The sequence below is a fragment of the Paenibacillus sp. PvR098 genome (genome assembly GCF_017833255.1).
GTDB lineage: Bacteria > Bacillota > Bacilli > Paenibacillales > NBRC-103111 > Paenibacillus_G.
Window position 1 is genome coordinate 2,655,134 of the sequence record NZ_JAFIBU010000001.1, and the last position, 22,507, is coordinate 2,677,640.

The following is a 22,507-nucleotide window of genomic DNA, read 5'->3' on the forward strand; positions in this document are numbered from 1 at the left end:
TACCATTCCTCCGTCCAAGGCATTGCACTTGACTCTCTCGACTGGGTGCAGTTCAAAAACATTTGGTTTAAGCCATAAATAGCCTCTTATATGAATAAGGTATAATCAGAAAGAGAGCGAAAGGAGATCGGTAAGACGTGAAGAAGCCGAACCAGTTCGTATATCGTAATGACAGATACGGATTTACGCTGCGGTTTCCCTCCTGGTGGAGAAATTATTGCGTCGTCGGTGCAAGAAAACAAGATCGCGATACCGAGTATGAGCTGCATTTTCGCTTCAAGTATAAGGGAAAGTTGTATGAAGATATTTTTACGATAATGGTGTACCGGATGACACGAGAGGAATGGGTGAAGCAGGGCTATATAGAGTCGCCCCTTGCGTTTATTGCGGAGGTGGAGGGCCGAGTGTTTGCCTATTTGACCCCAGGAGAGCTGCCATATACTTTCTACGACAGTAAAGCCGGGGATTATGACTACAAAAAGTACAGAGCCGCTATTGAGCTGCTGAAAAGGATGGTTAATCAGGATGTTCCGCGAATCGTGCAGTCGCTCCGCTTCCCCGGCCGGGCGATCACGATGACATCAACTCCTTATCGCGTAAAAAAAGTCTGCTTATGCCTTACCCACAAACGTGTAAAGCGCAGATAATATAGGCTAACCAGTCTGATGCCGCAAGGGCATGGACCGGTTTGTTTAATTCCTTGCGCGCTAAGAAAACCGTCCGGAAAGGCCATCGGACGGTCCATTGGCGTGCTAATCCCCCTCTGCTACGTTGATTTTCAGCTTAACAGATCACGCGTTCCCCGAGTTCCTACCTCACATGCTAGCTACTACGCTGAAAATCAGCCTTACGGCGCCGGGTCGAGCCTTGCTTGATCGTACTTACGCCGCATGCCCTTACGGCAGGTTTGTGGAACCCATCAGGTAGCGGTCCACCTCCCGGGCGGCTTCCCTGCCTTCATTGATCGCCCAAACGACAAGGCTCTGTCCTCGGCGCATATCGCCGGGGACGAAGGCTCCTTCCACACTCGTAGCGTAGCGTCCGTACTCCGCCTTGGCATTAGAGCGTTCATCCCTCTCCACGCCGAGCTGCTCCATCACAGGGCTCTCCGGTCCCATGAAACCCATAGCGAGCAGCACCAGCTGAGCAGGATACACCGTCTCGCTACCTGGCACCTCCACCGGCACGAACCGGCCTTGGTCGTCCTGCTTTTACTGTGACAATTCTATGAACTGAAGATAATATGTTTAATCTTAGCATTCCATTTTAGCAATTTAAAATAAAGAGATTTTTAGATTCGTTTTGACCCTTTTGGACCGATGGAAAGGAGGTTTATGTAGATTTTTGACGAATGTTATCAGCAACAGGAAAAAGGGAGGGAAGTCCTACCCATGAACGACGGAATCGTACCCGCAAACCTCTCCGAAAAGCTTCTTCTCGATGCGACAAAGGGGGAGACCCATCTGCTTGCCGATTTGGCTCTGAAAAGCTTCACTACCTCTCAATCCGGAACGATCCTGCTCGATGCAGACTGCAACCTGCTGTTCATAAACGACAGACTCGCCTCCAGACTCGGTTATACGGCGGGGCAGCTGACCAAAATGAATCTCCAGGCACTCGTGCATCCGGGCGAGCTTCTTCTCTGTATGCATCACTTAAGCCAGTTGATCTCGGGGGAGCTTCCCCGCTACGAAACAGACATGCGCTGGATTCGCACAGACGGGGAAATCGTATGGATGAACGTTCATGCTTTTGAAGTGAAGAGAGAGAATGGATCACCCCATTATATCTGTATGCATTCTCAAGAAATTAGCGCCCTGAAGCAAACGGAAGCCGCCTTGCGGGAATCGCAGCTGATCATGGCCTCTATGCTTGAAACGATCGCTGATGCCTATCTTATGCTTGATCGGAACGGCAGATTCATCTATGTGAACCGCAGTGCAGAAATGCTGCTCCAGCGAAGTCGTGCGGAGCTTCTTGGAAGAACATTGAGCATGGCCCTGCCGGAGTGGATCGGTTCCAGTCTTTATAAAGCTTGTCAGAGGGCCATGGAGGACGCTTCTCCCGTATTTGTGCAGGAATATTATGCTCATACCAACCGGTGGATTGAAGCGAACTGTTCTCCTTGCAAGCCTGGGGTGTCCGTCTTTATTCGGGACGTAACCCTGCTGAAGGAGCAGGAGGAAACACTAAGGACGACCAAGCAGCAGCTGGATTCGATGATCGAGCACACAGCCGACCACATCGCCATTCTCGACTCGGAGTTCAAATTAGTCAGAGTGAACCGCGCATTTATCCGCTCGTCCGGATTTTCCGAACAGGAGCTCATCGGACAGCGGTTGCCCACCATACCGGAGGAGCTGTGGATCGAAACGGAGCTTCTGTTCCGGCAAGCGTTCCAAGGTAAGCAAATCAGCCAATTCGAAACCGTCCGGCGGTGCAAGAACGGCTCGATTCTGGATATTAGCCTGACCCTTTCTCCGATTGTCGGACCGGAGCACGATATTACCGGAATCTGCATGATCGGGCGGGATATCAGTGAACACAAAAAAACCGAAGAGCATCTGCGCAATTCGGAGAAGCTTGCGGTTGCCGGCCAGCTTGCGGCAGGCGTCGCTCATGAAATCCGCAATCCGCTGACTTCATTGAAAGGGTTTACACAGTTTTTGAAATCGGGGGCGAAGTATAAAGACCAGTATCTGGACATCATGATCTCGGAGCTGGAGAGGATTGACGACATCATCGGGGAGCTGCTCATGCTGGCCAGACCCCCGTCGGCCGTCTTCCAGAACAATCCGATTAGCCCAATTCTCACCCATGTCATATCGCTGTTGGAGCCAGGGGCTCACTTGAATAACGTTCAATTCACTACATACCTCGCACCGGACCTGCCCATGATCTACTGTGAGGAAAATCAATTAAAGCAGGTATTCATCAACATCCTGAAAAATGCTATCGAAGCGATGCCGCGGGGAGGAAACGTCGACATCACCGCAGGCATAAACAGCCATGGGGAGCTGTCCCTCACATTCCGCGACGAAGGCGAAGGTATTCCTGCAGAATTGGTTAAGCGGCTGGGAGAACCTTTTTACACGACCAAAGCGGGCGGCTCCGGACTCGGGTTAATGGTCAGCCAAAAAATCATTACCGAGCATAACGGGCGTTTATCGATTGAGAGCACTCCGGGCCAAGGCACCATTGTCGCTATGACTATACCGACGGCCGCGGAGGACTTTTCAGAGCTGTAGCCCCCTGTACCTCACTGTTATCTTGTGCTATGATAGCTTCGTTACTTCTTGGAGAGGACGAGCATTCAACGTGGCCAAGCTATATTTTCGTTACGGTACCATGAATAGCGGCAAATCAATTGAAGTGCTGCGTGTAGCGCATAATTACGAGGAACAAGGAAAGAAAGTACTGCTCTTTACTCCTGCGGTAGATCACCGGGAAGGCGTTGGAACGGTAGCATCCCGCATCGGCATGCGAAAAGACGGCATCGTCATCGATGACCATCTCGACATGGTGGCACTAGCCGCCAAAGAAAGACCGAACTGCATTCTGATTGACGAAGCGCAGTTCCTGAACAAAGGGCAGGTGCTGCAGCTGACGGAAATTACCGATACGCTGGGAATTCCCGTAATTGCATACGGGCTTCGAGCAGACTTCATGGCCCAGCTGTTCGAAGGCAGCTATCATCTGCTAGCACTGGCGGATCAAATTGAGGAAATCAAGACGGTCTGCTGGTACTGCGACAGGAAGGCAACCATGAATATGCGCTGCGAGGACGGGCGGCCGGTATTCGAAGGCGAACAAATACAGATCGGCGGTAATGAAAGCTATTTGCCGGTCTGCCGTAAATGTTACTCATTAAAAAAGAAACAAGCTCATAACCTGTAACTAGGATATCCACATCCAAAGAACGGAGTGAAGAAGCGCGGACGGCTTCGCTCCGTTCTTTTTTTTGCGGGTTCGAGACGGCAGTCTAGCCCTACAGGGCCCAGTTGCCGTTCCTAATCAACGGCTCCCGATGACCGTCCGAAGTTATACCGTCTACATTTATTTCCCCGGAACCAATCATGAAATCGACATGGATCAGGCTCTTGTTGACACCGCTGTTTGCAAGCTCCTGTTCGTCCATTTCGGTTCCTCCTTGAAGGTTCACCTGATAGGCTTGCCCGAAAGCCAAATGACTGGAGGCGTTCTCGTCAAACAACGTATTGTAAAAAATCAGATTCGAGCTTGAGATCGGCGATTGATGCGGAACCAACGCAATTTCGCCCAGGCGCCCCGCTCCATCATCCGTTTCCAGCAACCGTTTCAGCGTATCGTAGCCTTTATCAGCCGAGAAGTCGACGACTTTGCCGTCTTTAAACGTAAGGGTAAAGCCGTCGATGATTTGTCCGGCGTAATTGAGCGGCTTCGTGCTGCGTACCACACCGTTCACGCCGTCCTTATGAGGCATGGTAAACACTTCCTCTGTCGGCATATTCGGATTAAACCAAATGCCCTTGTTGTTCTCTTTCGCTCCCCCCAGCCAAACATGCTTCTCCGGCAGGTCAACGGTCAGGTTCGTTCCGGGTCCTTCATATATTAGCTGCTTATACCGTTTGTTATTTAGCAGCTCAACGGTTTGAGCCAGTTGCGCATTGTGCTTAGTCCACGCTTCAATCGGGTTCTCCGTATCGACCCGGGTCGCCTCAAAAATACGATTCCATAACGCTTCCACAGCCGCATTCGACGGCAGATCCGGAAATACTTTTTGCGCCCATTCTTCGGTAGCGATCGAGATCAGCGACCACGCAACCTTGTGCGCCATGATATAGCCTCGGTAGGTCTGTAATGCCGAGGCATTGGTCTTCGTTGCTGTAGCGATCCGGTCCGGATCGACATCCTTCATGAGGTCCGGGCTTGGCGAATAGATCGAAAGAAATGCCGCACCGTTCTCTGCGAGCTCCGTCAAGCCTTGAGCCTTCCACATTGGATACTCCCGGAACGCATCCATTGGAGCCAGCTTATATTTGATATGCGCGAGCTTCTCGTCGCTCCACTCCACGTGGACATGCTTCGCTCCTGCTTCGTAGGCTTTGGTGGCAATGTGCCGTACCAACTCGACTGCTTGAAGCGGTGCGTTCACTACCAGTGTTTGCCCCTTCTGCACATTCACCCCGGCATGAACAGCCAACGCCGCATACTTCTCCAATTGCTCTAGTGTTGGAACCATAGCACCCTCCCTAATGGTGGTCGTTTTCTACAGTATAACCTTTTCGGACACCGGCACCAAATCTTTTCCAAAAAAGAAAACCGCCTTATCGGACGGTTTCTTCACGCTATCCTATAAATACAGTGACGCCTAAGATTTTCTAGGCTTGGCACCTGCCACTTCCGAGTCTTTGTTGTTGCCGGGCGCTTGTTTTTTGCCGTTGTTGTTGGCGTTATCTCGTGACATCGATGTCTTCCCCCTTTCCATTGAGGATCAGGGGTAGTGTTTCCTAAAGCGCGGTCAGGCATTCGATTAAAAAGTCATTTTCTACCTTCGTCTCCACCGTAACACGCATATGCTCCGGAAGCCCCCAAGCGCCTCCATAACGTACAATGACTCCAAGGCGAGTAATCGCTCGTATCGGTTTGCCGCGTCAACGTCGAAGACGGTGCGACCTTTAATGCGTTGCCAAAGTAAAGTGATATTATTGAAGACAACCCTTGCTTTCTAATGATTTTCTATAGGGGAAAAAAAGAAACTATTGTGCGGAGTAAAAAAAGTTATACTGCTGACAATAATAGACAACATTTTCAGACTCTCTGATATATTATGTAAGAGTTGATTCCATCTTATATATAGAATTCCCAAATTTAGGAGCTATGTGATTCTTATGATTAACCTTTCGGAACGCATATCGGCATCCAAAAAAAGATGCCAAACCCTCGGTTTGAACCCCATCCTGGTTCCAAAGCCGTCCAGTAGACTGACAACCATCGAGCTGCAAAACAGAAGGGTCAGATTTGACGAACTCCTATCGGTCATGAGCTTGTTTGCCGGTCGAATCATGCATCTGCTGAACAGCACCCCTCTTCTGTTGGTGCTTACCGACGAAAGAGGATATATTCTGGAGATGTACGGCGATCAATTAATCAAAAAAATTGTGTCGGAGCTGGGCATCGTTAAAGGAATCCATTACAGCGAAGAATCCATGGGAACCAATTCAATTCATATGGCCTTGACGGAACATTCTCCGGTTTCACTGGTCGGTCAAGAGCATTATCACGAGGCTTTGCATCAATCGGCTTGCTACAGCGTCCCCTTTCAATTCACCAGCATTCATAATCTTTCAGGCACCATATCCCTGCTAACTACGATCGAACATCAAAATCCGATCTTTATCGCTCTTCTATCCAATATCGTTGACTCCATCGAACGAGAGCTCCTACTTTCCAGGAACAACCACCAACTGGATTTTCTGAACCGGATTTTAATTAAAAACATGCGGCACGGCATTATCATTACCGACCCCTACGGAAGAGTTACCGAATGTAATCCTTTTGCCGAACAAATCACCAATTGCAAGAAGCAGGACCTGCTCGGAAGCTCCATCTTTGACATTCAACCGTTCGGAAAATATATGTACAAAGTACTGGAACACCGGAAATCTTACGAGAACGTGGAGCTAGCCTTCGGCAATCTTCAAAATGGAGGCATCGTATGCCAGTTTGACAGCTATGCGATCTACGACGATAAAAACAGGATCATCGGCGCCTATGCCCAGTTTCGCGACATAACGGAGCGTTTTTTATTGGAACGACAAGTGATCACAGCGGAGAAGTTCTCCGTGATCGGCAAGCTGGCCGCCGGCCTTGCACATGAGATTCGTAATCCGCTAACCTCCATTACCGGGTTTATCAAAATACTAAAAACCAGTGAACATCCGGCGGAAAAAGAACAAAAATATATTGAAATTGTATATAACGAGCTGCTTCATCTGAATAAACTGATTTCCCAATTTGTGCTGATGGCGAAGCCCAGTTTCCCCGACCGTAAACCATTCAATATCCAAGAGCTGGTTCAAGAAACGCTGCTTTTTATGGAGAGCCAGTTTATTATGAAGAACGTATCAGCACAATTACTCCACGATAACTGCCCCATTATGCTGTATGCCGACCCTCTCCAAATCAAACAAGTACTGATCAACATCCTGCAGAATGCGTTGGAAGCCGTTGACGAAAAAGGAAGGATTCAGGTTTCCCTTGAATCCGTTTCGTTCCATGTAAAAATCAAGATTGAGGATAACGGCATTGGCCTGGATAAGGACGAGCTCGCTCAAATCTTAAACCCTTTCTTCACAACGAAGGAAAACGGACTGGGGCTCGGCCTGTCGGTTAGCTACAGAATTATTGAAAATCACGGCGGCACGATTGACATTACTTCTAACAAGCATGCGGGAACCACCATGATAATAACGTTACCCTTATTACAGACTTGAAACTAAACAGGAGGTCGCTTTTTCAAGCGCCCTCCTGTATTGAACCTTCCATAAGCGCTGCCGCTGTGGGAGGTTTTCATATTTGAACTCCTCTTTCTTTGAAAATACGCATCACTACGCCCAGCGCAGCAATAGCTTTCGGGAAACCTACGTATGCCGAGCAATGAAGCACCAATTCCACGATCTCCGTTGGGCTTAATCCAACATTCAGAGCAGCATGAATATGAAAATCGAGTTGATCCGCAGCCCCCTGCGTGATCAACGAAGACAGGGTAACGAGCTCACGCTGCTTGACATCCAGTCCTGGACGGGTATATACATCTGCAAACCCGTTGCTCACGATAAAGTCGGCGAAAGCTGGATAAAAGCTCCGAATCGCTTCGAGCGGTGGAAAATCCTCCGAACCGTTCAATTCCTTTAACACCTTAAGCCCCTGCTCATACCTTCCGTTTGCCATATTCAATCTCCTTTCCATTGGAATAAAGTGTGTCCCGCTCAGGTTAATCCAGGGTTAGCAGTCTGGTGAGAATTGGAGGAATTTCCTCAGGGTCGACCATGATTTCAATGACGGTAGGCCCATTCGAATGCAGCGCTGTCTTCACCGCATCCTGAATGTCTTCCGCCGTTCGGCAGCATATTCCCTCCGCTCCCATGGAGCGTGCGAACATAGCGGCATCCAGTGGCGTTGCATATACGGCTCCTACGCTGCGTCCGGTATTGTAAGACATCCCCTTGTCGACCATGTCCAACCTTCCGTTATTCAAAACAACGAACAAGACAGGCAGTCGATGGTTTACGGCGGTGGCAATCTCCGTTCCGTGCATCATGGCGCATCCGTCCCCAGTAAGGCACACAATGGTGCGGTCCGGCAAGGCCGCTTTGGCTCCGATCGCGTAGCCGATGGCATGACCCATAGCTCCAAAAACATCGTCGAAATAAAAGGTGCCCGGTTGATGAATGTCAAAATGCCGGATCGCATAGAACGTATGACTACCATCATCCCCGAACAGGATCGCATCGTCCGGCAAAGAGGCGCGAAGCGCCAGAATCGCCACCTCTGCAGAAAGAACGCTCGCCTCCTTCGCTACCTCGGGTAACTCCTCCAGTTCCGTGGTCGCTGCCGCTTCATAGACCTGGCTTGTCGCTTGGGCCACATCGATCAGTCTGGCTAAATTCGTCTTGGCATCCCCAAGAATGACGCAGGTAGGAACCGGAAGCGCCTTGCCCACGAACGTCACATCATAATCGAAATGAATGACCTGCTTCGGCATCATCTGCGAAGTAAATCCGGACAAGGTCATATCGCTCAGCTTGGTTCCAACTGCAATCAGCAGGTCAACGCCTGATTTCATATATTCAAGCGCCTGCGCCGTCCCCCCGAGTCCGAAATTTCCCAGGCTGAGCGGATGGTTAGTGGGGAAAGCCCCCTTACCTCCAGGGGTCATAATCACCGGGATGTTCCAGTGTTCGGCCAATATCCGGACTTCATCGAAAGCTTCCGCCGCCATGACGCCTTTACCGATAAACAGTACGGGCCTTCTTGCGGCATTGAGCAGCGGAATGGCTTCCTCCACATTCGGCGAAATCATCTGAGGAATATGATCGGGCAGTTCAATGGTGAACGGCTCTACCTGCGACATCAGAACATCAAAAGGAATGCAGAGGTGCACTGGTCCTTTGGCACCTGTGTATGCCTTCTCTATTGCGTGTTGAAGGTAACGCTGTACAAGGTCTGGCCGCTCGATTCTTGCGCTGAACAGGGTAACCGGTTCAAACATTTTGACCAAATCGGTGCCAAAGCTGCTGGAATCTTGACCTAGCGCTTTACCCGAATCCGAAGCTGATGGCTGGCCGGTAATGATGAGCAGCGGCAAATTATAAGCCTTGGCTTGGCCGGCCGCGGTCAGCAGATTGGTGCCCCCGGGCCCGGATGTGCCTATGGCTACCCCCAGCTTCTTGTTTCCCAGCGCGTAGCCCGCCGCGGCAAAACCCGCACCTGCTTCGTGTCTGGTCAACACAAATTCCACCCCGGTGCTGTCAAAATCAAGCATCAAAGGGGATATCGATTTCCCAGGTATGCCGAATACGTGATTTATCCCCCATCGTTTCACATTGTCCGCCAATATTTGCGACAAGCGCATCGTCTCTCACCATCCTATTTCAAACTGTGATTCATTTAAAGTATAGGGTCTCCAATTCCTCAGCAGGCATTGGAGGACTGTAATAATAGCCTTGGACCTCATCGCACTGCTGCTCTTTCAAAAAAACCATCTGTTCTTGGGTCTCTACACCCTCTGCAATGACTTGCAAGCCCAAATGATGCGCCATCGAAATAATGGCCCCTACAATCCGCGCATTGCTGTCATCGCTTGCGATGTCCTTAATGAACGATTTGTCGATTTTCAGGCGATGAATCGAAAATTGCTTCAAATAATTCAAAGAACTGTAGCCTGTACCAAAGTCGTCGATGCTGATTTGGACACCGAGCTCGCTAAGTTCATCCAATATCGTACTCGCTTTATCCACATCCATGGTCATCGTTTCGGTAATCTCCAGCTCCAAATACTGAGGATCCAGTCCGGTTTCCTTAAGAATGCTCTCTACTGTTCGGCACAAATTTTTCTTCATGAATTGTGCGGTGGATAAATTGACGGCGACTCGGACCTTGGGGAAGCCAGCATCTTGCCAGAGCTTATTTTGCAAACAAGCTTCCTTCAGAACCCACTCCCCCATCGGGACAATCAATCCTGTTTCTTCCGCAAGGGGGATAAATTCGCTTGGAGGAATCAGCTTATATAAGGGGTGCTCCCAACGAATCAGAGCCTCTACACCGGTGATAAGGCCGGTATTTATATCGATCTGCGGCTGGTAGTGAAGAACCCACTCCTCACGCTCCACCGCTTTACGCAGTGCATTCTCAAGCGCCAGCTTCTCATGCGATGATTGATCCATCGAAGGCGCGTACAGCACATACGTGTTTCGTCCCGTTTCCTTAGCTTTATAAAGGGCAGTATCGGCGTGAATCATCAAGGTTTCCGCATCTTGGCCGTCATCCGGGTAGTATGAAATGCCGACGCTCGCCGAGATATGAAATTCCTGCCCATGGATGATAAAGCTGCGTTCAAAATTGTTCAGGATCGTCTCCGCTGCAATGACAGCCGCACCCGCTCCGGCGCTTTGAGGCACGATAATCGTAAATTCATCTCCGCCCATTCTCGACAGGAAACCGTCGGTGGGGAGTCTGTCCTTCAGCCGTTCAGCAGCCTCACACAGCAGCATATCCCCATTCTGATGGCCGAACGTATCATTCACCATTTTGAATCGGTCGAGATCAATGTACATAACAGCGAACGTGCTGTCGTTGTGTCTGGCTGTCTCAAACATTTCACCGAGCTGCTTATAAAACATTCTTCGGTTCGGCAATCCTGTCAAGTCATCATGATAAGCCAGGTGATTGTATTTTTCCTCGGCTTCGTAGAGACGTGTCACGTCCCTGAACTGCCCAATCGCACCGATGATTTGATAATGCTCGTCGTAAATCGGGAGCGCATCGAACAAACAGACAAAGTTAGATTTGGTCTTCTTTCTTTCGAAGATCAGTTGAATGTTCTCGTACTTGCTTCCTTTCTCGATAACATCCGAGATGTACTGTCCCATGGGTCTGAATATACGCACCACTTGATTTCGGTTCAGACCCTTGCTTAGGCCCGTAAGCTGCTCGGCAACTTCGTTCATCTCCACAATGGTGCCTTCTTTGTCCGTCATGATGATCCCGTTACGAGTGGTATTGATCATAATTTGGTTCAGTACGTTCAATCTTTGGTTCTGCTTGATAAGAAGCAGCTCGCGCTCAATGGAATCGACGGCCAAATCCAGCAGATTAAGATAAAAGGGGTTTGCCAAATCAATTGAGGTCATAATGGAAATCGTTCCGAGCAGATCATTATGATCTCTGTACTGAAAGGGCACCGCATAACATGCATTGGAAAATAAATAAGTATGATAATGATCTTCCCCGATCAGCTCTACCGGGTGCCGCTCAATCAGGCTCAAATTAATCACATTCGTACCGCAGGAGTCTTCGGTAAACCGTACTCCGATTTGAATCCCGAGCTGATTGACCGTTTGCTTGATCGTCTCATCCCCTTCCATATCCAGAATAACACCCGTTTCATCGGATATAACGATTAGGATGGGACTGCCTTTGGAAGACAGCAGCAGCTTCTTCACAAAGAATCGTACGACGGAAAGCACGTTCTCATACTCGCCTAATTTGCGGGTCAGCTCGGAAGGCGACAGTTTTTCTTTGAACACGGGCATGGTGTAAGGGCTGATTTGAGCTTCCTGACTTCTTCGCTTTGATTCCATGATATATTGCATCCTGGATATCTTCATGTCGTTCTCCCTTGTTACGCTTTTTCCCAAGCCTCCCGTTTCTTCGTTACTTTGACTATCCATCATCATAATCAACATCCCTTATGTAAAATAAGAACGAAAAATAGGTAAAATATGAGAATGGGCGTTACCTAATCTTCCACACGGACCCGAGGATATCCTGCACAAAATGACACAAAAAAACTGTAGAGTACCTACATTTTTTACACGTAGTACTTAAGAACTAATTGTAAACGTCTTCGCAATGTGCTGCACCTCTATTTTGTACGCCTATGAGCATGATCACCCATACCTTTTGGCCTCTTTTGGAATATGCTGTTCTACATCTGTAAGGGAGGGCGGTTTTGATGTTTCCCAAAGATCAATGGTACAAGCTCGGGGTGCTTACTTATTTATTGGTTTGGTTTACAGGCAGCTTCTGGATGGGAGGAATGATTAAAAGCGGCGCTGTCAGCCACTGGCTCGGCGTAGAGCTGCGAGTTGTAGAAGAGTATGCTTTCTACGCGCTTGCTGGGGCGATCGGAGGTACTCTGTACGCGATGCGGCTGTTCCATGAGTTCTATGATCAAATGTCGGACCGGTGGATTCTGTGGTATTTATTGAGGCCGATCAAATGCGCGGGAGCTTCGATGATGACGATCGTGCTGTTCCAAAGCGGTATCATGCTGCTGCAAACCGGGACCTCAATGGAAGCAAAAATAGGCATCGCTTTTTTGGTCGGCTTCGGCTACGGCAAGCTGATGGAAAAGCTGAAGACTTTAACGGAAGCGCTGTTCAACGGCAACGGGAATCACGAAAAAACGGAGGATCATTCGCCGAAATAGCCGTTCCGAACTCTCGGCGGCGAATTCGACATGAGATGCGGGAAGTACCTACGGATCGAATGCTGGCCAGAAGAAAAAATACGGACATATGCACAAAAAAGACCATTTGATACTTCCAAATGGTCTGGTTGCCCATTCACGGTCGAGGCTCCGCTTCGCACCTATGGCTAGATATGCGTTTCTTCTTGTTCGGCAACCGGCAGCATCGCTTCTGCCAAGTGCGGCAATTCCATATCCGGCCTTAGGGAGCGGTTGTGGGAGATCCCCTCCTGCTGCCGGGTAACCCACATGCGAATGATATCATTCATGCGCTTCGCTTCCTTCGTCGGAATCTGATGTGTTGCGTTCCCCAGAATATAAAGCGAGCTAATCGGCAAATGCTTCTGCAAAATACGGACATAACGTTTGAATCTCTTATCCTTTTGCCCGTATAACAGCAGGATGGGAGCACGGATCTCCTTCAGATGCTTCGTACAATTATATTTCGAGCTAAAGCGGTAGTATTGATGCAGGTTCCGAATATCTCCTTGTATGGAGGACCGATACAGCTGTTTAAACGTCTGCAGGCTGTCGGCATTACCCGCTGTAATGGCAGCCGCAAGCAATCGCTTAGCTCCTGCTGCCGAAAGGGCGGAGGCTAGCCAGATTTCCGTCTTGAGTACGGGGCTGCTAACCTCCGACAAAGCACTGACGAGGATCCCCCCCAGGAAGCGTTCCGGGTAATTCAGCATCGCCTCCAGTGCTATCGATCCGCCGGTGGAGTACCCGCAAAGGTACGCTTTTCGAATGCCCAAGACATCCAACAACTGCCGTATGTCTTCGGCTATAAGCGGGTACGTAATAGGCTCTTTGGAATAAGGACTTTGGCCATGGCCGCGGATGTCGAACGTGATCACTTGATAATGATCCGCTAGCTGATGCTGTTGATAAGCAAATGTGTGTCCCGTCATCAAAGGCGGATGCAAGAACAGGATAGGCACACCCTGCCCCTTGAGCTGGTAATATAGCTTGGTTCCGTTGATGTCGGCATAAGGCATGTCGGCCATCCCCTTTTAGTATCGTCCTGAACTGAATCGCATTTATCCTTTCCAAGACTTGGGGAAGTTATGCAAATATGGCTGACCTCATGACCATCCTCTTACGGACTGCCTATTCCTCCAAGATCAAAGTAAGACCGCATGATGGGCATTCCCGGTCCGCTGCACGCACCCTCGCCAGGCAGGCAGGACACTGTTCATCCATTCGGATAGCAGCGCCTTCACTTTTAAGGCTCGACTCTTCTTTCGCTAGCGGTTCATACAAACGATCTATACTTACTCCGTCCATCTCCAGCACCTGCAGCTCTTCCGTCTCAAACCATCGAATGTGGCCCTGCGCGTCGCAAACGGCGGCCGCCATGATTTCTCCCGCTTCTTCATGCGGAAATAAATCACCGCCAAGAACGCTGGCTCTCGTCGCTTTGTACGCACCAAAGCCCGTACCCAGGAAAATGTATTTCTCCCCGCTGGGCTTATGCAGCACGATTGTTGCCATTCGGGCATCCCCCTTAAACATAATGGCCGAACACTTAATGATCATGGCTCCCTGACAGCGGTTCTATGAATGAGAATCACGGTCCAGGCACAGCTGTGTGAACCTTCCATTCTCCAACAATTTCTTTCACCAGGTTGCCAATCGTAATATCCATATGTTCGGACGAATCAATAAACGTACGATCCACGAACATGCCGAACGTTCGCCCTCCGCTTCCCCTCTGACCAAAGCGCCCGGGTTCTCCCCGTTCGTTAACCGCCGTCACAAGCATTGGCAGCCTTTCGTCATTACTCGCTTGTGAAGGAGAATTGGGCGTATGTGCCAGAAGGCGGATGAACGGTTTTTTCGGCCATTTCTTCTCCTCATACACGATCGTAAAATGGATGCCCCGCTGGTCGTAATACAAGCCTTTCAAATAAACATGCGTGTTCTCCAGCGCAGCCAGCTTGCTGTGCTTCTCCTGATCGTACGTATCATCCTGCTTCCGGATATAATCCTTGAACTCTCTGGCATTCAGCTGAAATTGCAGCCGATTGTTGCGATCCATCAGACGGACCGTTTCCAGAATAATACTCACTCCTGCAGGATGGCTGTCAAACGGAGGAAATGCAGCAGAGAGCCTTCCTCCCCCATCCGTCTCAGGACCGTATTCCCCATAAAATCTCCGCTCCTCACCTCCATCCGTGAGGACCCTTCCGGATACACCCAACAGGGTCTCGCTGTCGCCGACCGTAAGGAAGCGAAAATAAAGGTGGTTCATGGATGTCCCGAGATCCAGCCGTTCGTAATGGATTCTTCTCTCTAATATCGAGTGCGAATGATTCAAAGAGACTTTCACGATCTGCTCGCTGTTCATGTCTACATTCATTGGCAGCCGCAGCTCCGGGACAGGATACGTATGTTCACCCCACCGCACCGATACTTGCCTAAGTACAATCTCTTTAATTCTGGAAACGAGAGCTTTACGATCCTTCTCAAGAAAGGGAGAGATTGCAGAACGTTGATGGTATTTCCCTTGATGCTGTGCTCCTTCCCATGGTGGCCAGTTTAACGAGTAAGACTCTTGATCTGGGGCATTCTCCGTATTCCCGGGCAACGTCGCTTGAAAAGACAAAACGGGCGCCTCCCGATCCTTCAGATGTTTACCGAAGCTTCCCTCGGTCCGCTCGAAGCTGTAGAAAAAATAAACGTGCTCTTGGTTATACCAGACTTCGTAAAGGGACAAAAAAAGGTCGGTTTCGGGTACAGGCACCTTGATGTGGAAGCTTCGGGTTAATCCCAGCTCCTCCGCACGTTTAAGTCCAGGTGTTTTCCCATATTGATATGCCTTTACCCGATCCCAACTGGTCGCGTGCACGATTTGAGCGCCGTCCTTCCTGAATCCTACCCCGATGACCGTGAGGAACAAAACAAGGGTGACCACGACAGCGATCAGGAGCGGTTTGGGAAGTAACATAGAGTTCATCTCATCACCTACGTTTCCAGAAAAGAAATGAATACCTTTTTATACCAAAAAAGCGCTTACAAGTTGCGGTGTAGGTTAATTTTTACGCAAAAAAGCTGCCGACACTTACGCATCGACAGCCTTCCATGTGCATTAATGATTAAAATGCGTCTGATACACCTGCTGCTGCTGCTGGGACGGCTGAACGGCCTCGATCATGGTGCGCATCGTGTGATCTGCGAGCTGAGGCGCTTGGTAGTAGCCTTTGTAATTCATGTATTGGAACATCTCCCAGGCCATCTCCTGACATATATTGGACGATGTGGCGTGGTATTGACGGATTTGCGGATCAACGCACTCACAAGCCCACAGCATACTTATTGCTGAGCCGGTTTTATGCATGTTCAAGGCGATCGTGGCAATGGAGAAGTCCGAGAGCTGCGAGGCGTTCGGGTTCGGAGCCGGTATCGCCGGCTGCTGCAGGCCGGTTTGCGGTCTTTCGTAGATGCGCAGCTCCGGGGTGTGCGGCGGCATCATGTTCATGCCCCGGCCTTGGAGAAGCTGAACGCCGAAGTTGTAGCCATCAAGCATTCTTCTTTGCTGATTGAACAAGATGTCTTTCAAATGCGTATCCTGCGCCATCGAAAAAAGAACACCATACAACTCGAGATGTGCAGCCTTAGTACGCACCGCTTCTTGGGTTTCCAAAAATTCATGGGCGGCAAAACGTTGTTCCATGTACATTAGAACCTCCTGATATCGTTTAAAGGATGGATGTAACATGGATAGGATATCCAAACTTCATATCCCTATGTATTGGAGCTGATTCATAATCAACAGCCGGCTCCGATAGGATGCCGGCTGTTATCATTATTCCGCAGACAATACTTCACTTGTAGAGCCGTCGGGATAAACGATATAGCTGGATACGTTACTGGTACCGTTACCGGCGTTAGTGGAACTCCACATTTCATACCGGTCGACTTGACCGTTAGAGTTCCAGTTGATGAACAGCTGTGCCTTAAGGTCGCCGCGGCGTATCCCTTCCACATCCGCGTTCAATCCTCCGTTTTGGTAATCCTCCTTAGCCCCAAAATCATAACGCCAGACTTGCTGCTTCGAGCTTTCGATCAGTGTCAGGAAGGACGGGTCACCTAACTCCGCTTTGACTTCCTTCTGATGCATGCCCCGCTCCAAACGATACTTGGCAGCCCAGATGCTGCGCTGCACATCGCCCGCGTCCTTCGGCTCAGAAACGACGGAGACCGTACGTGTTTTCGCATCATAGACAGCCCCTGCACCGAGGTTCTCAGCCATGAACCTGAGTGGTACGTAAGTATGGCCTTCGTAATTCAACACAGAGAAGCGCGAGCCTACTTCCTGGCTCGCGCCGTTAAATTGAAATTTTACAGGAAACAGCAGCGCCTGGATTTCATCAGATGCATAAATCGTAGTGGAAGCGGTCAGTACTGCGCCGCAAAACAGCCCCACAATGAACCTTTTCATGATAGTCCCTCCTCGGATGCTCTTCAGCCTATGACTCTATCATACTAGGTTTCAAGCTGATGGGGCGTTGAAATATTATCCACTGCTACCTAATAGAAAGACCTCCCTAGCAGGGAGGCCTCCATTCCTTGTCTAATCATCCGCCGATTGAGCCAGAAAATCGACGAGATGCATCGCTTTATCGTATCGCTGCGGCGGCGGTGCTTCTTTATTACAGGTCTACGGAAGCGCCTCTTTCCTGTCATTCAACCACTCGCAGGTGTCCGCACATGCACACAACGCTTTTTTGACGGAACACCACGACCGCTTGGCATAGTAAATCGGCACTTCCTGCTCTTTGGCCTGCTGCTTGATCGCTTTCGTCAAATTATGATTGACATAGTCGGTGAGCACCAGCACCGCATCGACCTTGTCTGGAATGCCCTTTCTTACCATTTGACACTTCCGACCTGACATATGCATGACTTCGTCAAACCCAATATCCGCTAAATGTTCGGGCATATTGCCCAAGTGATCGGCTCCTACAACCAAGATCGATGCCATATGAACGTTCTCCTTTATAATATAGTTTTATGTCTATGAGATATGTGTTCAGCCAATAATCGAGTATGCCCTCTGTCCGGGACATCCCCATCGTTTTCAACTATGTATGGAGCATGCATTAGTAAACGCACGACCAAGATAAGATGTAGGGTAACGAATAATATTATGATAATGATTCTCAATTTCATCTATAATGTTAATGATAATGTTTCTCATTCTTATTGTCAACTTTTTTGATATATACTTCTTTTCATAAAAGAGGGCTTTATTGAATCATCCACTATTTGCCGACCGGGTGCTTACAAATGAGCTGAAAACTGAATACCGCACTGTAAAATCATAGCTGAGAAGCTCGCAACACCGTAGGCTCAAAAACAAAGCCGGCCACCCTTAGGAGAACCGACTTTGCTTCACCTTCCTTTTTCATTGATGCACGCCAAAGAAACCGCCAGCTCGTCAGAGCTTCACGAGGCAGCGGCGGGGAAATACTTATTGTTAGAGCATTGTATCCAGTCTTGTGCGTTCATTGAAGCCCATGTTACCGGTGGAGTCTGTCTGGCGAATTCTTACTTCGGGCGGCTACCCTGTACCGGTTACAGTACGATTTGCGGCATAGATAAGAGCCGCGGCCTCCGAGACGAAAAGGTGAAATACGAACGACCAGCCAAATTGCTCAGCTTCGATCACCTAGCCGGTTGCCGTCAATCTCTCTAGATCTACTTTTTGAGTTGGACGATAAGCAGCATCACAAATGAAATGACGATAATGGAACCTGTCCACCACCAGGCCAACTCCAGACGACCCGATTCCACCGCCATGTAAATCGCAGTGGGTACCGTCTGTGTCTTGTTCGGGATATTCCCTGCAATCATTAAAGTTGCTCCAAACTCACCAAGCGCCCGTGCAAATCCAAGAACGTAAGCAATCATCAGTGCGCGCCAAGCAAGCGGGAGCGTAATGAAACGAAGCACCTGCCATTCGCTTGCTCCCATCGACCGGCCGGCATCCTCCAAATCCCGATCCACGGATGTAAAGCCTACTTTCATCGTTTGATATACCAAAGGAAAGGCGACAACGACCGAGGCGATGACAGCGGCCCACCAAGTAAAAATAATCGTCTGTGCAAACCAGCTTTCGAAAAAAAGGCCAAGCCAGCTTTTCTTGCCCAGCATCATCAGCAGTATAAAACCAACAACGGTCGGCGGGAGCACCATCGGAAGCATCAGGACGGTTTCCAGCACTGTTTTCCCCTTGAAGGTTCTCCGAGAAAGCGCCCAAGCCCCAGCGATACCAAGCAAAAACACGATTAAGCTTGCTGTCAATGATACCTTCACCGAAAGCAGGATGGGTGCCGCGAACTCACTCCATGAAATGGTAAGCATAAATTCCTATTTCCCCCCAGGAACGGAAAAGCCGTATTTGATGAAGACATCCGCTGCTTCCCTGCTTTGTAAATATTGATAAAAATCCTCGGCTTCCTTGCTGTGCTTGGTCATTTTGATAATTCCCACAGGGTATTCGATCGGCGGATAGCTTTGGGGATCAATGACAGAGGCAATGTTAACCTGTTGGGAAGTTAACGCATCTGTTTTATAGGCGAAACCTGCCTCCGCATTGCCGGATTCCACATAAGTGAGCACTTGTCTTACATCCTTGGAGAACACGAATTTCGGCTCAAGGGCATCCCATAGCTTGGCATGGATGAGCGCTTCTTTGGCATAGCCCCCCGCCGGTACGCTTTGTGGCTCGCCTATAGCGATATGATGGATCTCCTGGCTTGTAAGGTCCTCCGGCTTGGTGAACTTCGCTGCTCCTTCAACTGAAGCCGGCACTACTAAAACCAGCTCGTTCATCAACAAAACCGTGTGCTCCTCCGCATCGATAAGCTGCTGTTGCACAAGCGCTTTCATATTTTCCGCGGCCGCGGAGATGAACACATCCACAGGAGCCCCTTGCTCGATCTGCTGCTGTAGTGAACCGGATGCGCCAAAATTTAAATTCAGCTTGACGCTGCTGTTATGCGTCTCGTACCCGGCTTGAATTTCTTTCAGCACGTCCGTTAAGCTAGCGGCCGCCGACACTGTAAGATCAATCTTAGCGCCGTTTTCCGAGGTATTCGATACTTCGCCGCAGCCCGTCATGGCCAGCATCGCTCCTATGAGCATAAGCAGAGACCATAACGGACGATATTTGATTCTTCTCCTCATCCAATCACCTATTTACATTTGTTATGCTCTATTATATCGAGCTTAAGATCTATAAAGCAAAGCATTTGTCCTACATCTCTCCATATACCGTCCACCATCGAACAAAAAAAGCCTCGGGCAAGGTTGGTTATTCCCTGCCCAAGGCATTGTTACATATTCACTGATTCTTCCCGGCTTTCGTTTGAGTCAGTTTCCGCATCTGGCGTGCCGTGCTTCACGACCTCCAATTTGCGGATACGATGCTCTTCTTTTTCACGTATAACGAAGGTGAGGTTCTCGTACTGCCATTTTTGACCTTCCTCCAAATCCGGATTCTGCCGGTACAACCAGCCGCCAATCGTATCCAGCTCCTCACTGGTAATATCCGTATTCAAAAGGTCATTTAAGTGGGTCAATGTCACCTTGCCGTCTACGATCAGATGGCCCTCACCCAACTTTTCCACTTCGATCGGCTCCTCGGCGTCGAACTCGTCTCGGATTTCACCGACGATTTCCTCCAGTACGTCTTCGATGGATACCATACCGGACGTACCGCCAAATTCATCAACCAGGATGGCAATATGGGCTCGCTCCTGCTGCAACTTCTTCAGCAGTGTTTTGACCGGCATGGCTTCCGAGACGGTCATCACCGGATGGATCAGCTCGGATAGCTCGATGCCAGGTTCGTCATCTTGACGCAGAAAATACTGTTTTGTATTAATCATCCCGACCACGTGGTCCTTACTTTCTTTCACCACCGGAAATCGGGTGTATTGTTCTTCTTTAATAATACGAAGGTTCTCTTCCGGCGTATTGTTGAGATACAGGCAAACCATATCCGTCCGGGGAACCATGATTTCTCTAGCTAGCAGATCGTCAAACGCGAAGATCCGGTTCACATACCCGTACTCCGTCACGTTGATATTACCGCTAGTGTAGCTTTCGGTCAGAATGATGCGCAGCTCTTCCTCCGTATGCGCTTCTTCATGCTCCTTGGCCGGCCTCAAACCGAAGAGCCTCACTAATGCGTTCGCCGATCCATTCAAAACCCAGATAAACGGATACATCACTTTATAAAAGAAAATAATCGGCTTCGCTGTCATTATGCTAACCCACTCAGCCTTTTGAATGGCTACCGATTTCGGGGCAAGCTCACCGAGCACCACATGCAAATAAGTGATGGAAATGAAGGCGATTGCGAAAGAAAGAAGAGAAGTAATCTCTCCCGGCAGCTCGAAACGTTCAAACACCGGATGGAGTATTTTCTCCACCGTCGGCTCTCCTAACCAACCGAGTCCTAGCGCGGTAATGGTAATCCCTAACTGACAAGCGGACAAATATCCGTCCAAATTGCTGGTGACCTTTTTCACGGCAAGCGCATTTTTGCGGCCCTCCATCACCATTTGATCCACCCGACTGGATCGAAGTTTAACGATGGCGAATTCCGTAGCCACGAAAAAAGCCGTAGCCACGATGAGCACTGCTACCATAAACAAGTTTAAGGCGTACATTGGATTCTCCTCATTTATTAGGATGTAATATATATAACCACCAACATATAAAGTTCTTATGAACTTATCATAGACCTTAATGTACTGACACTGCAAAGTCCGTATTTCATCATTTTGGTTTATATTGAAGCAATTTATGCTTAAAATACACCTGTGCATGTGGTATTCTTTTCTTATTAGAAGCTTTGACTTTATTACGAAATAATCTTATGATAAGTTCATATGAACTTCAAATCGAGAAGGAAGAAATCCTATGGAACTGTTCTACTTGACGAGAAAGCAAATGGCAGCTCTTTTATTATCACTGCAGGGAATGAGCTGTAAGACACCGTTGGCCGTCCTTCAGGAAGCGTGGGCCAAATCACATAGGGCCGAGATTCAAGGTGGCAAATCGTTCGGCGCCTTCATCTCCACGTCACTCCCGCCGATTTTCGAAAAAATCATCAAGACAAAGTATCAAAGCGACGGCTTTTCCCTGACGGAAATCGTCTCGCTGGGCAATCAGATCGAATATACTCACTTCTCTATTACCACCGTGCAGAACTGGGTGAAACGGGACTTTAAAGATTTAGTTGGCCCCCCCCAACTTGGAAAAAAATATTCGATCAAGCAGACCGCCGTTCTATTCATCATTGAAGATTTGAAGGCCACTCTGGATTTCGAATCGATCCGTAAGCTGTTGACGCTTCTGTTTCAAAGCCCGGATGACGACACGGACGATTTGATCAGCCCGCTCCGGCTGTATTCGTTATATTCTTCGATCTTCGAGGAGATGGATCAAAACAACGACCAAGTATTGGACCTCTCCGGACATGACATTGGTATCCGAAACCACGACCACATGCTGGAACAGCTGATTAAGCAAAAAGCGGATGATTTTGCGGATTCGCTCGACGGGTTAAGCGAGGAGCAAAAGGAAGCCGTGAGTAATACGATCTTTATTGCGATGGTCTCGGTGCAAACCACGTATTTTCAATCGCTGGCCAGACGCTTCTTGAACGCAACCTTGTTCCTGCAGGATCTGCAATCGTAGATGAAAAGAAAAGCCGAAGGCTCTTCGAATCCGTTTCAGCAACGGCTTCCGGTAGCT

20 protein-coding genes and 1 pseudogene are annotated in these 22,507 nt (G+C 49.1%); 7 read left to right on the forward strand and 14 right to left on the reverse strand.

Going from position 1 to position 22,507, the window contains the following annotated elements:
* Positions 1–137: 137 nt before the first annotated feature.
* Positions 138–647, forward strand: a complete 510-nt coding sequence (locus tag JOE45_RS13170) for a hypothetical protein (RefSeq protein WP_210019779.1) — start codon at positions 138–140, stop codon at positions 645–647.
* A 249-nt stretch (positions 648–896) separates the two neighbouring features.
* Here JOE45_RS13170 and JOE45_RS13175 read toward each other — a convergent pair.
* Positions 897–1,205 (reverse strand): annotated as a pseudogene (locus tag JOE45_RS13175) (glutamate synthase); the annotation flags it as partial.
* A gap of 186 nt (positions 1,206–1,391) precedes the next feature.
* Between JOE45_RS13175 and JOE45_RS13180 the strand changes: the two are divergent.
* Positions 1,392–3,248, forward strand: coding sequence for a PAS domain-containing sensor histidine kinase (locus JOE45_RS13180; RefSeq protein ID WP_210019778.1), 1,857 nt, complete (start codon positions 1,392–1,394; stop codon positions 3,246–3,248).
* A gap of 70 nt (positions 3,249–3,318) precedes the next feature.
* Positions 3,319–3,897: a thymidine kinase gene (locus JOE45_RS13185; protein WP_210019777.1), complete on the forward strand. Its 579-nt coding sequence runs from the start codon at positions 3,319–3,321 to the stop codon at positions 3,895–3,897.
* Positions 3,898–3,988: 91 nt separating this feature from the next.
* On the opposite strand, the gene JOE45_RS13190 is transcribed toward JOE45_RS13185, so the two are convergent.
* Complete coding sequence (locus JOE45_RS13190) at positions 3,989–5,221, reverse strand: aminopeptidase (protein WP_210019776.1); 1,233 nt, start codon at positions 5,219–5,221, stop codon at positions 3,989–3,991.
* A 649-nt stretch (positions 5,222–5,870) separates the two neighbouring features.
* On the opposite strand from JOE45_RS13190, the gene JOE45_RS13195 reads away from it, so the two are divergent.
* Positions 5,871–7,475 carry an ATP-binding protein gene (locus JOE45_RS13195; RefSeq protein ID WP_210019775.1) on the forward strand — a complete coding sequence of 535 codons (1,605 nt, stop codon included), beginning with the start codon at positions 5,871–5,873 and terminating at the stop codon, positions 7,473–7,475.
* 76 nt (positions 7,476–7,551) lie between these two features.
* Here JOE45_RS13195 and JOE45_RS13200 read toward each other — a convergent pair whose 3' ends face one another.
* The 3 genes from JOE45_RS13200 to JOE45_RS13210 are packed head-to-tail and all read right to left on the reverse strand — an operon-like array spanning position 7,552 to position 11,843.
* On the reverse strand, positions 7,552–7,932 hold the full coding sequence (locus tag JOE45_RS13200; RefSeq protein ID WP_245246952.1) for a carboxymuconolactone decarboxylase family protein: 381 nt from the start codon (positions 7,930–7,932) through the stop codon (positions 7,552–7,554).
* A 43-nt stretch (positions 7,933–7,975) separates the two neighbouring features.
* Positions 7,976–9,616, reverse strand: a complete 1,641-nt coding sequence (locus JOE45_RS13205) for a thiamine pyrophosphate-binding protein (RefSeq protein ID WP_210019773.1) — start codon at positions 9,614–9,616, stop codon at positions 7,976–7,978.
* 31 nt (positions 9,617–9,647) lie between these two features.
* Complete coding sequence (locus JOE45_RS13210; RefSeq protein ID WP_245246954.1) at positions 9,648–11,843, reverse strand: putative bifunctional diguanylate cyclase/phosphodiesterase; 2,196 nt, start codon at positions 11,841–11,843, stop codon at positions 9,648–9,650.
* A gap of 374 nt (positions 11,844–12,217) precedes the next feature.
* Here JOE45_RS13210 and JOE45_RS13215 point away from each other — a divergent pair, with 374 nt between their 5' ends.
* On the forward strand, positions 12,218–12,694 hold the full coding sequence (locus JOE45_RS13215) for a hypothetical protein (protein ID WP_210019772.1): 477 nt from the start codon (positions 12,218–12,220) through the stop codon (positions 12,692–12,694).
* Between the two features lie 167 nt (positions 12,695–12,861).
* Here the strand turns inward: JOE45_RS13215 and JOE45_RS13220 are convergent, their stop codons facing one another.
* The 6 genes from JOE45_RS13220 to JOE45_RS13245 form a co-directional block, all read right to left on the reverse strand.
* Positions 12,862–13,731 carry an alpha/beta fold hydrolase gene (locus JOE45_RS13220; RefSeq protein WP_210019771.1) on the reverse strand — a complete coding sequence of 290 codons (870 nt, stop codon included), beginning with the start codon at positions 13,729–13,731 and terminating at the stop codon, positions 12,862–12,864.
* A 112-nt stretch (positions 13,732–13,843) separates the two neighbouring features.
* A complete protein-coding gene (locus JOE45_RS13225; protein WP_210019770.1) occupies positions 13,844–14,227 on the reverse strand; it encodes a hypothetical protein in 384 nt (127 codons plus the stop codon).
* Between the two features lie 76 nt (positions 14,228–14,303).
* A complete protein-coding gene (locus tag JOE45_RS13230; protein WP_210019769.1) occupies positions 14,304–15,683 on the reverse strand; it encodes a hypothetical protein in 1,380 nt (459 codons plus the stop codon).
* A gap of 141 nt (positions 15,684–15,824) precedes the next feature.
* Positions 15,825–16,409 carry a spore coat protein gene (locus tag JOE45_RS13235; RefSeq protein WP_245246956.1) on the reverse strand — a complete coding sequence of 195 codons (585 nt, stop codon included), beginning with the start codon at positions 16,407–16,409 and terminating at the stop codon, positions 15,825–15,827.
* Positions 16,410–16,541: 132 nt separating this feature from the next.
* Positions 16,542–17,177: a stalk domain-containing protein gene (locus tag JOE45_RS13240; protein ID WP_210019767.1), complete on the reverse strand. Its 636-nt coding sequence runs from the start codon at positions 17,175–17,177 to the stop codon at positions 16,542–16,544.
* Between the two features lie 219 nt (positions 17,178–17,396).
* Positions 17,397–17,720 carry a DUF2325 domain-containing protein gene (locus tag JOE45_RS13245; protein ID WP_210019766.1) on the reverse strand — a complete coding sequence of 108 codons (324 nt, stop codon included), beginning with the start codon at positions 17,718–17,720 and terminating at the stop codon, positions 17,397–17,399.
* A 405-nt stretch (positions 17,721–18,125) separates the two neighbouring features.
* Between JOE45_RS13245 and JOE45_RS13250 the strand changes: the two genes are divergently transcribed.
* Complete coding sequence (locus JOE45_RS13250) at positions 18,126–18,434, forward strand: hypothetical protein (protein WP_210019765.1); 309 nt, start codon at positions 18,126–18,128, stop codon at positions 18,432–18,434.
* Positions 18,435–18,436: 2 nt separating this feature from the next.
* On the opposite strand, the gene modB is transcribed toward JOE45_RS13250, so the two are convergent.
* The 3 genes from modB to JOE45_RS13265 form a co-directional block, all read right to left on the reverse strand.
* Positions 18,437–19,102, reverse strand: coding sequence for a molybdate ABC transporter permease subunit (gene modB, locus JOE45_RS13255; protein ID WP_210019764.1), 666 nt, complete (start codon positions 19,100–19,102; stop codon positions 18,437–18,439).
* A 6-nt stretch (positions 19,103–19,108) separates the two neighbouring features.
* Positions 19,109–19,927 (reverse strand): molybdate ABC transporter substrate-binding protein, encoded by an 819-nt coding sequence (gene modA / locus JOE45_RS13260; protein ID WP_210019763.1) that lies wholly within the window; start codon positions 19,925–19,927, stop codon positions 19,109–19,111.
* Positions 19,928–20,076: 149 nt separating this feature from the next.
* Complete coding sequence (locus JOE45_RS13265) at positions 20,077–21,417, reverse strand: hemolysin family protein (protein WP_210019762.1); 1,341 nt, start codon at positions 21,415–21,417, stop codon at positions 20,077–20,079.
* A 253-nt stretch (positions 21,418–21,670) separates the two neighbouring features.
* Here JOE45_RS13265 and JOE45_RS13270 point away from each other — a divergent pair, with 253 nt between their 5' ends.
* Positions 21,671–22,450, forward strand: a complete 780-nt coding sequence (locus JOE45_RS13270; protein WP_210019761.1) for a DUF1836 domain-containing protein — start codon at positions 21,671–21,673, stop codon at positions 22,448–22,450.
* The last annotated feature ends 57 nt before the right edge of the window (positions 22,451–22,507 follow it).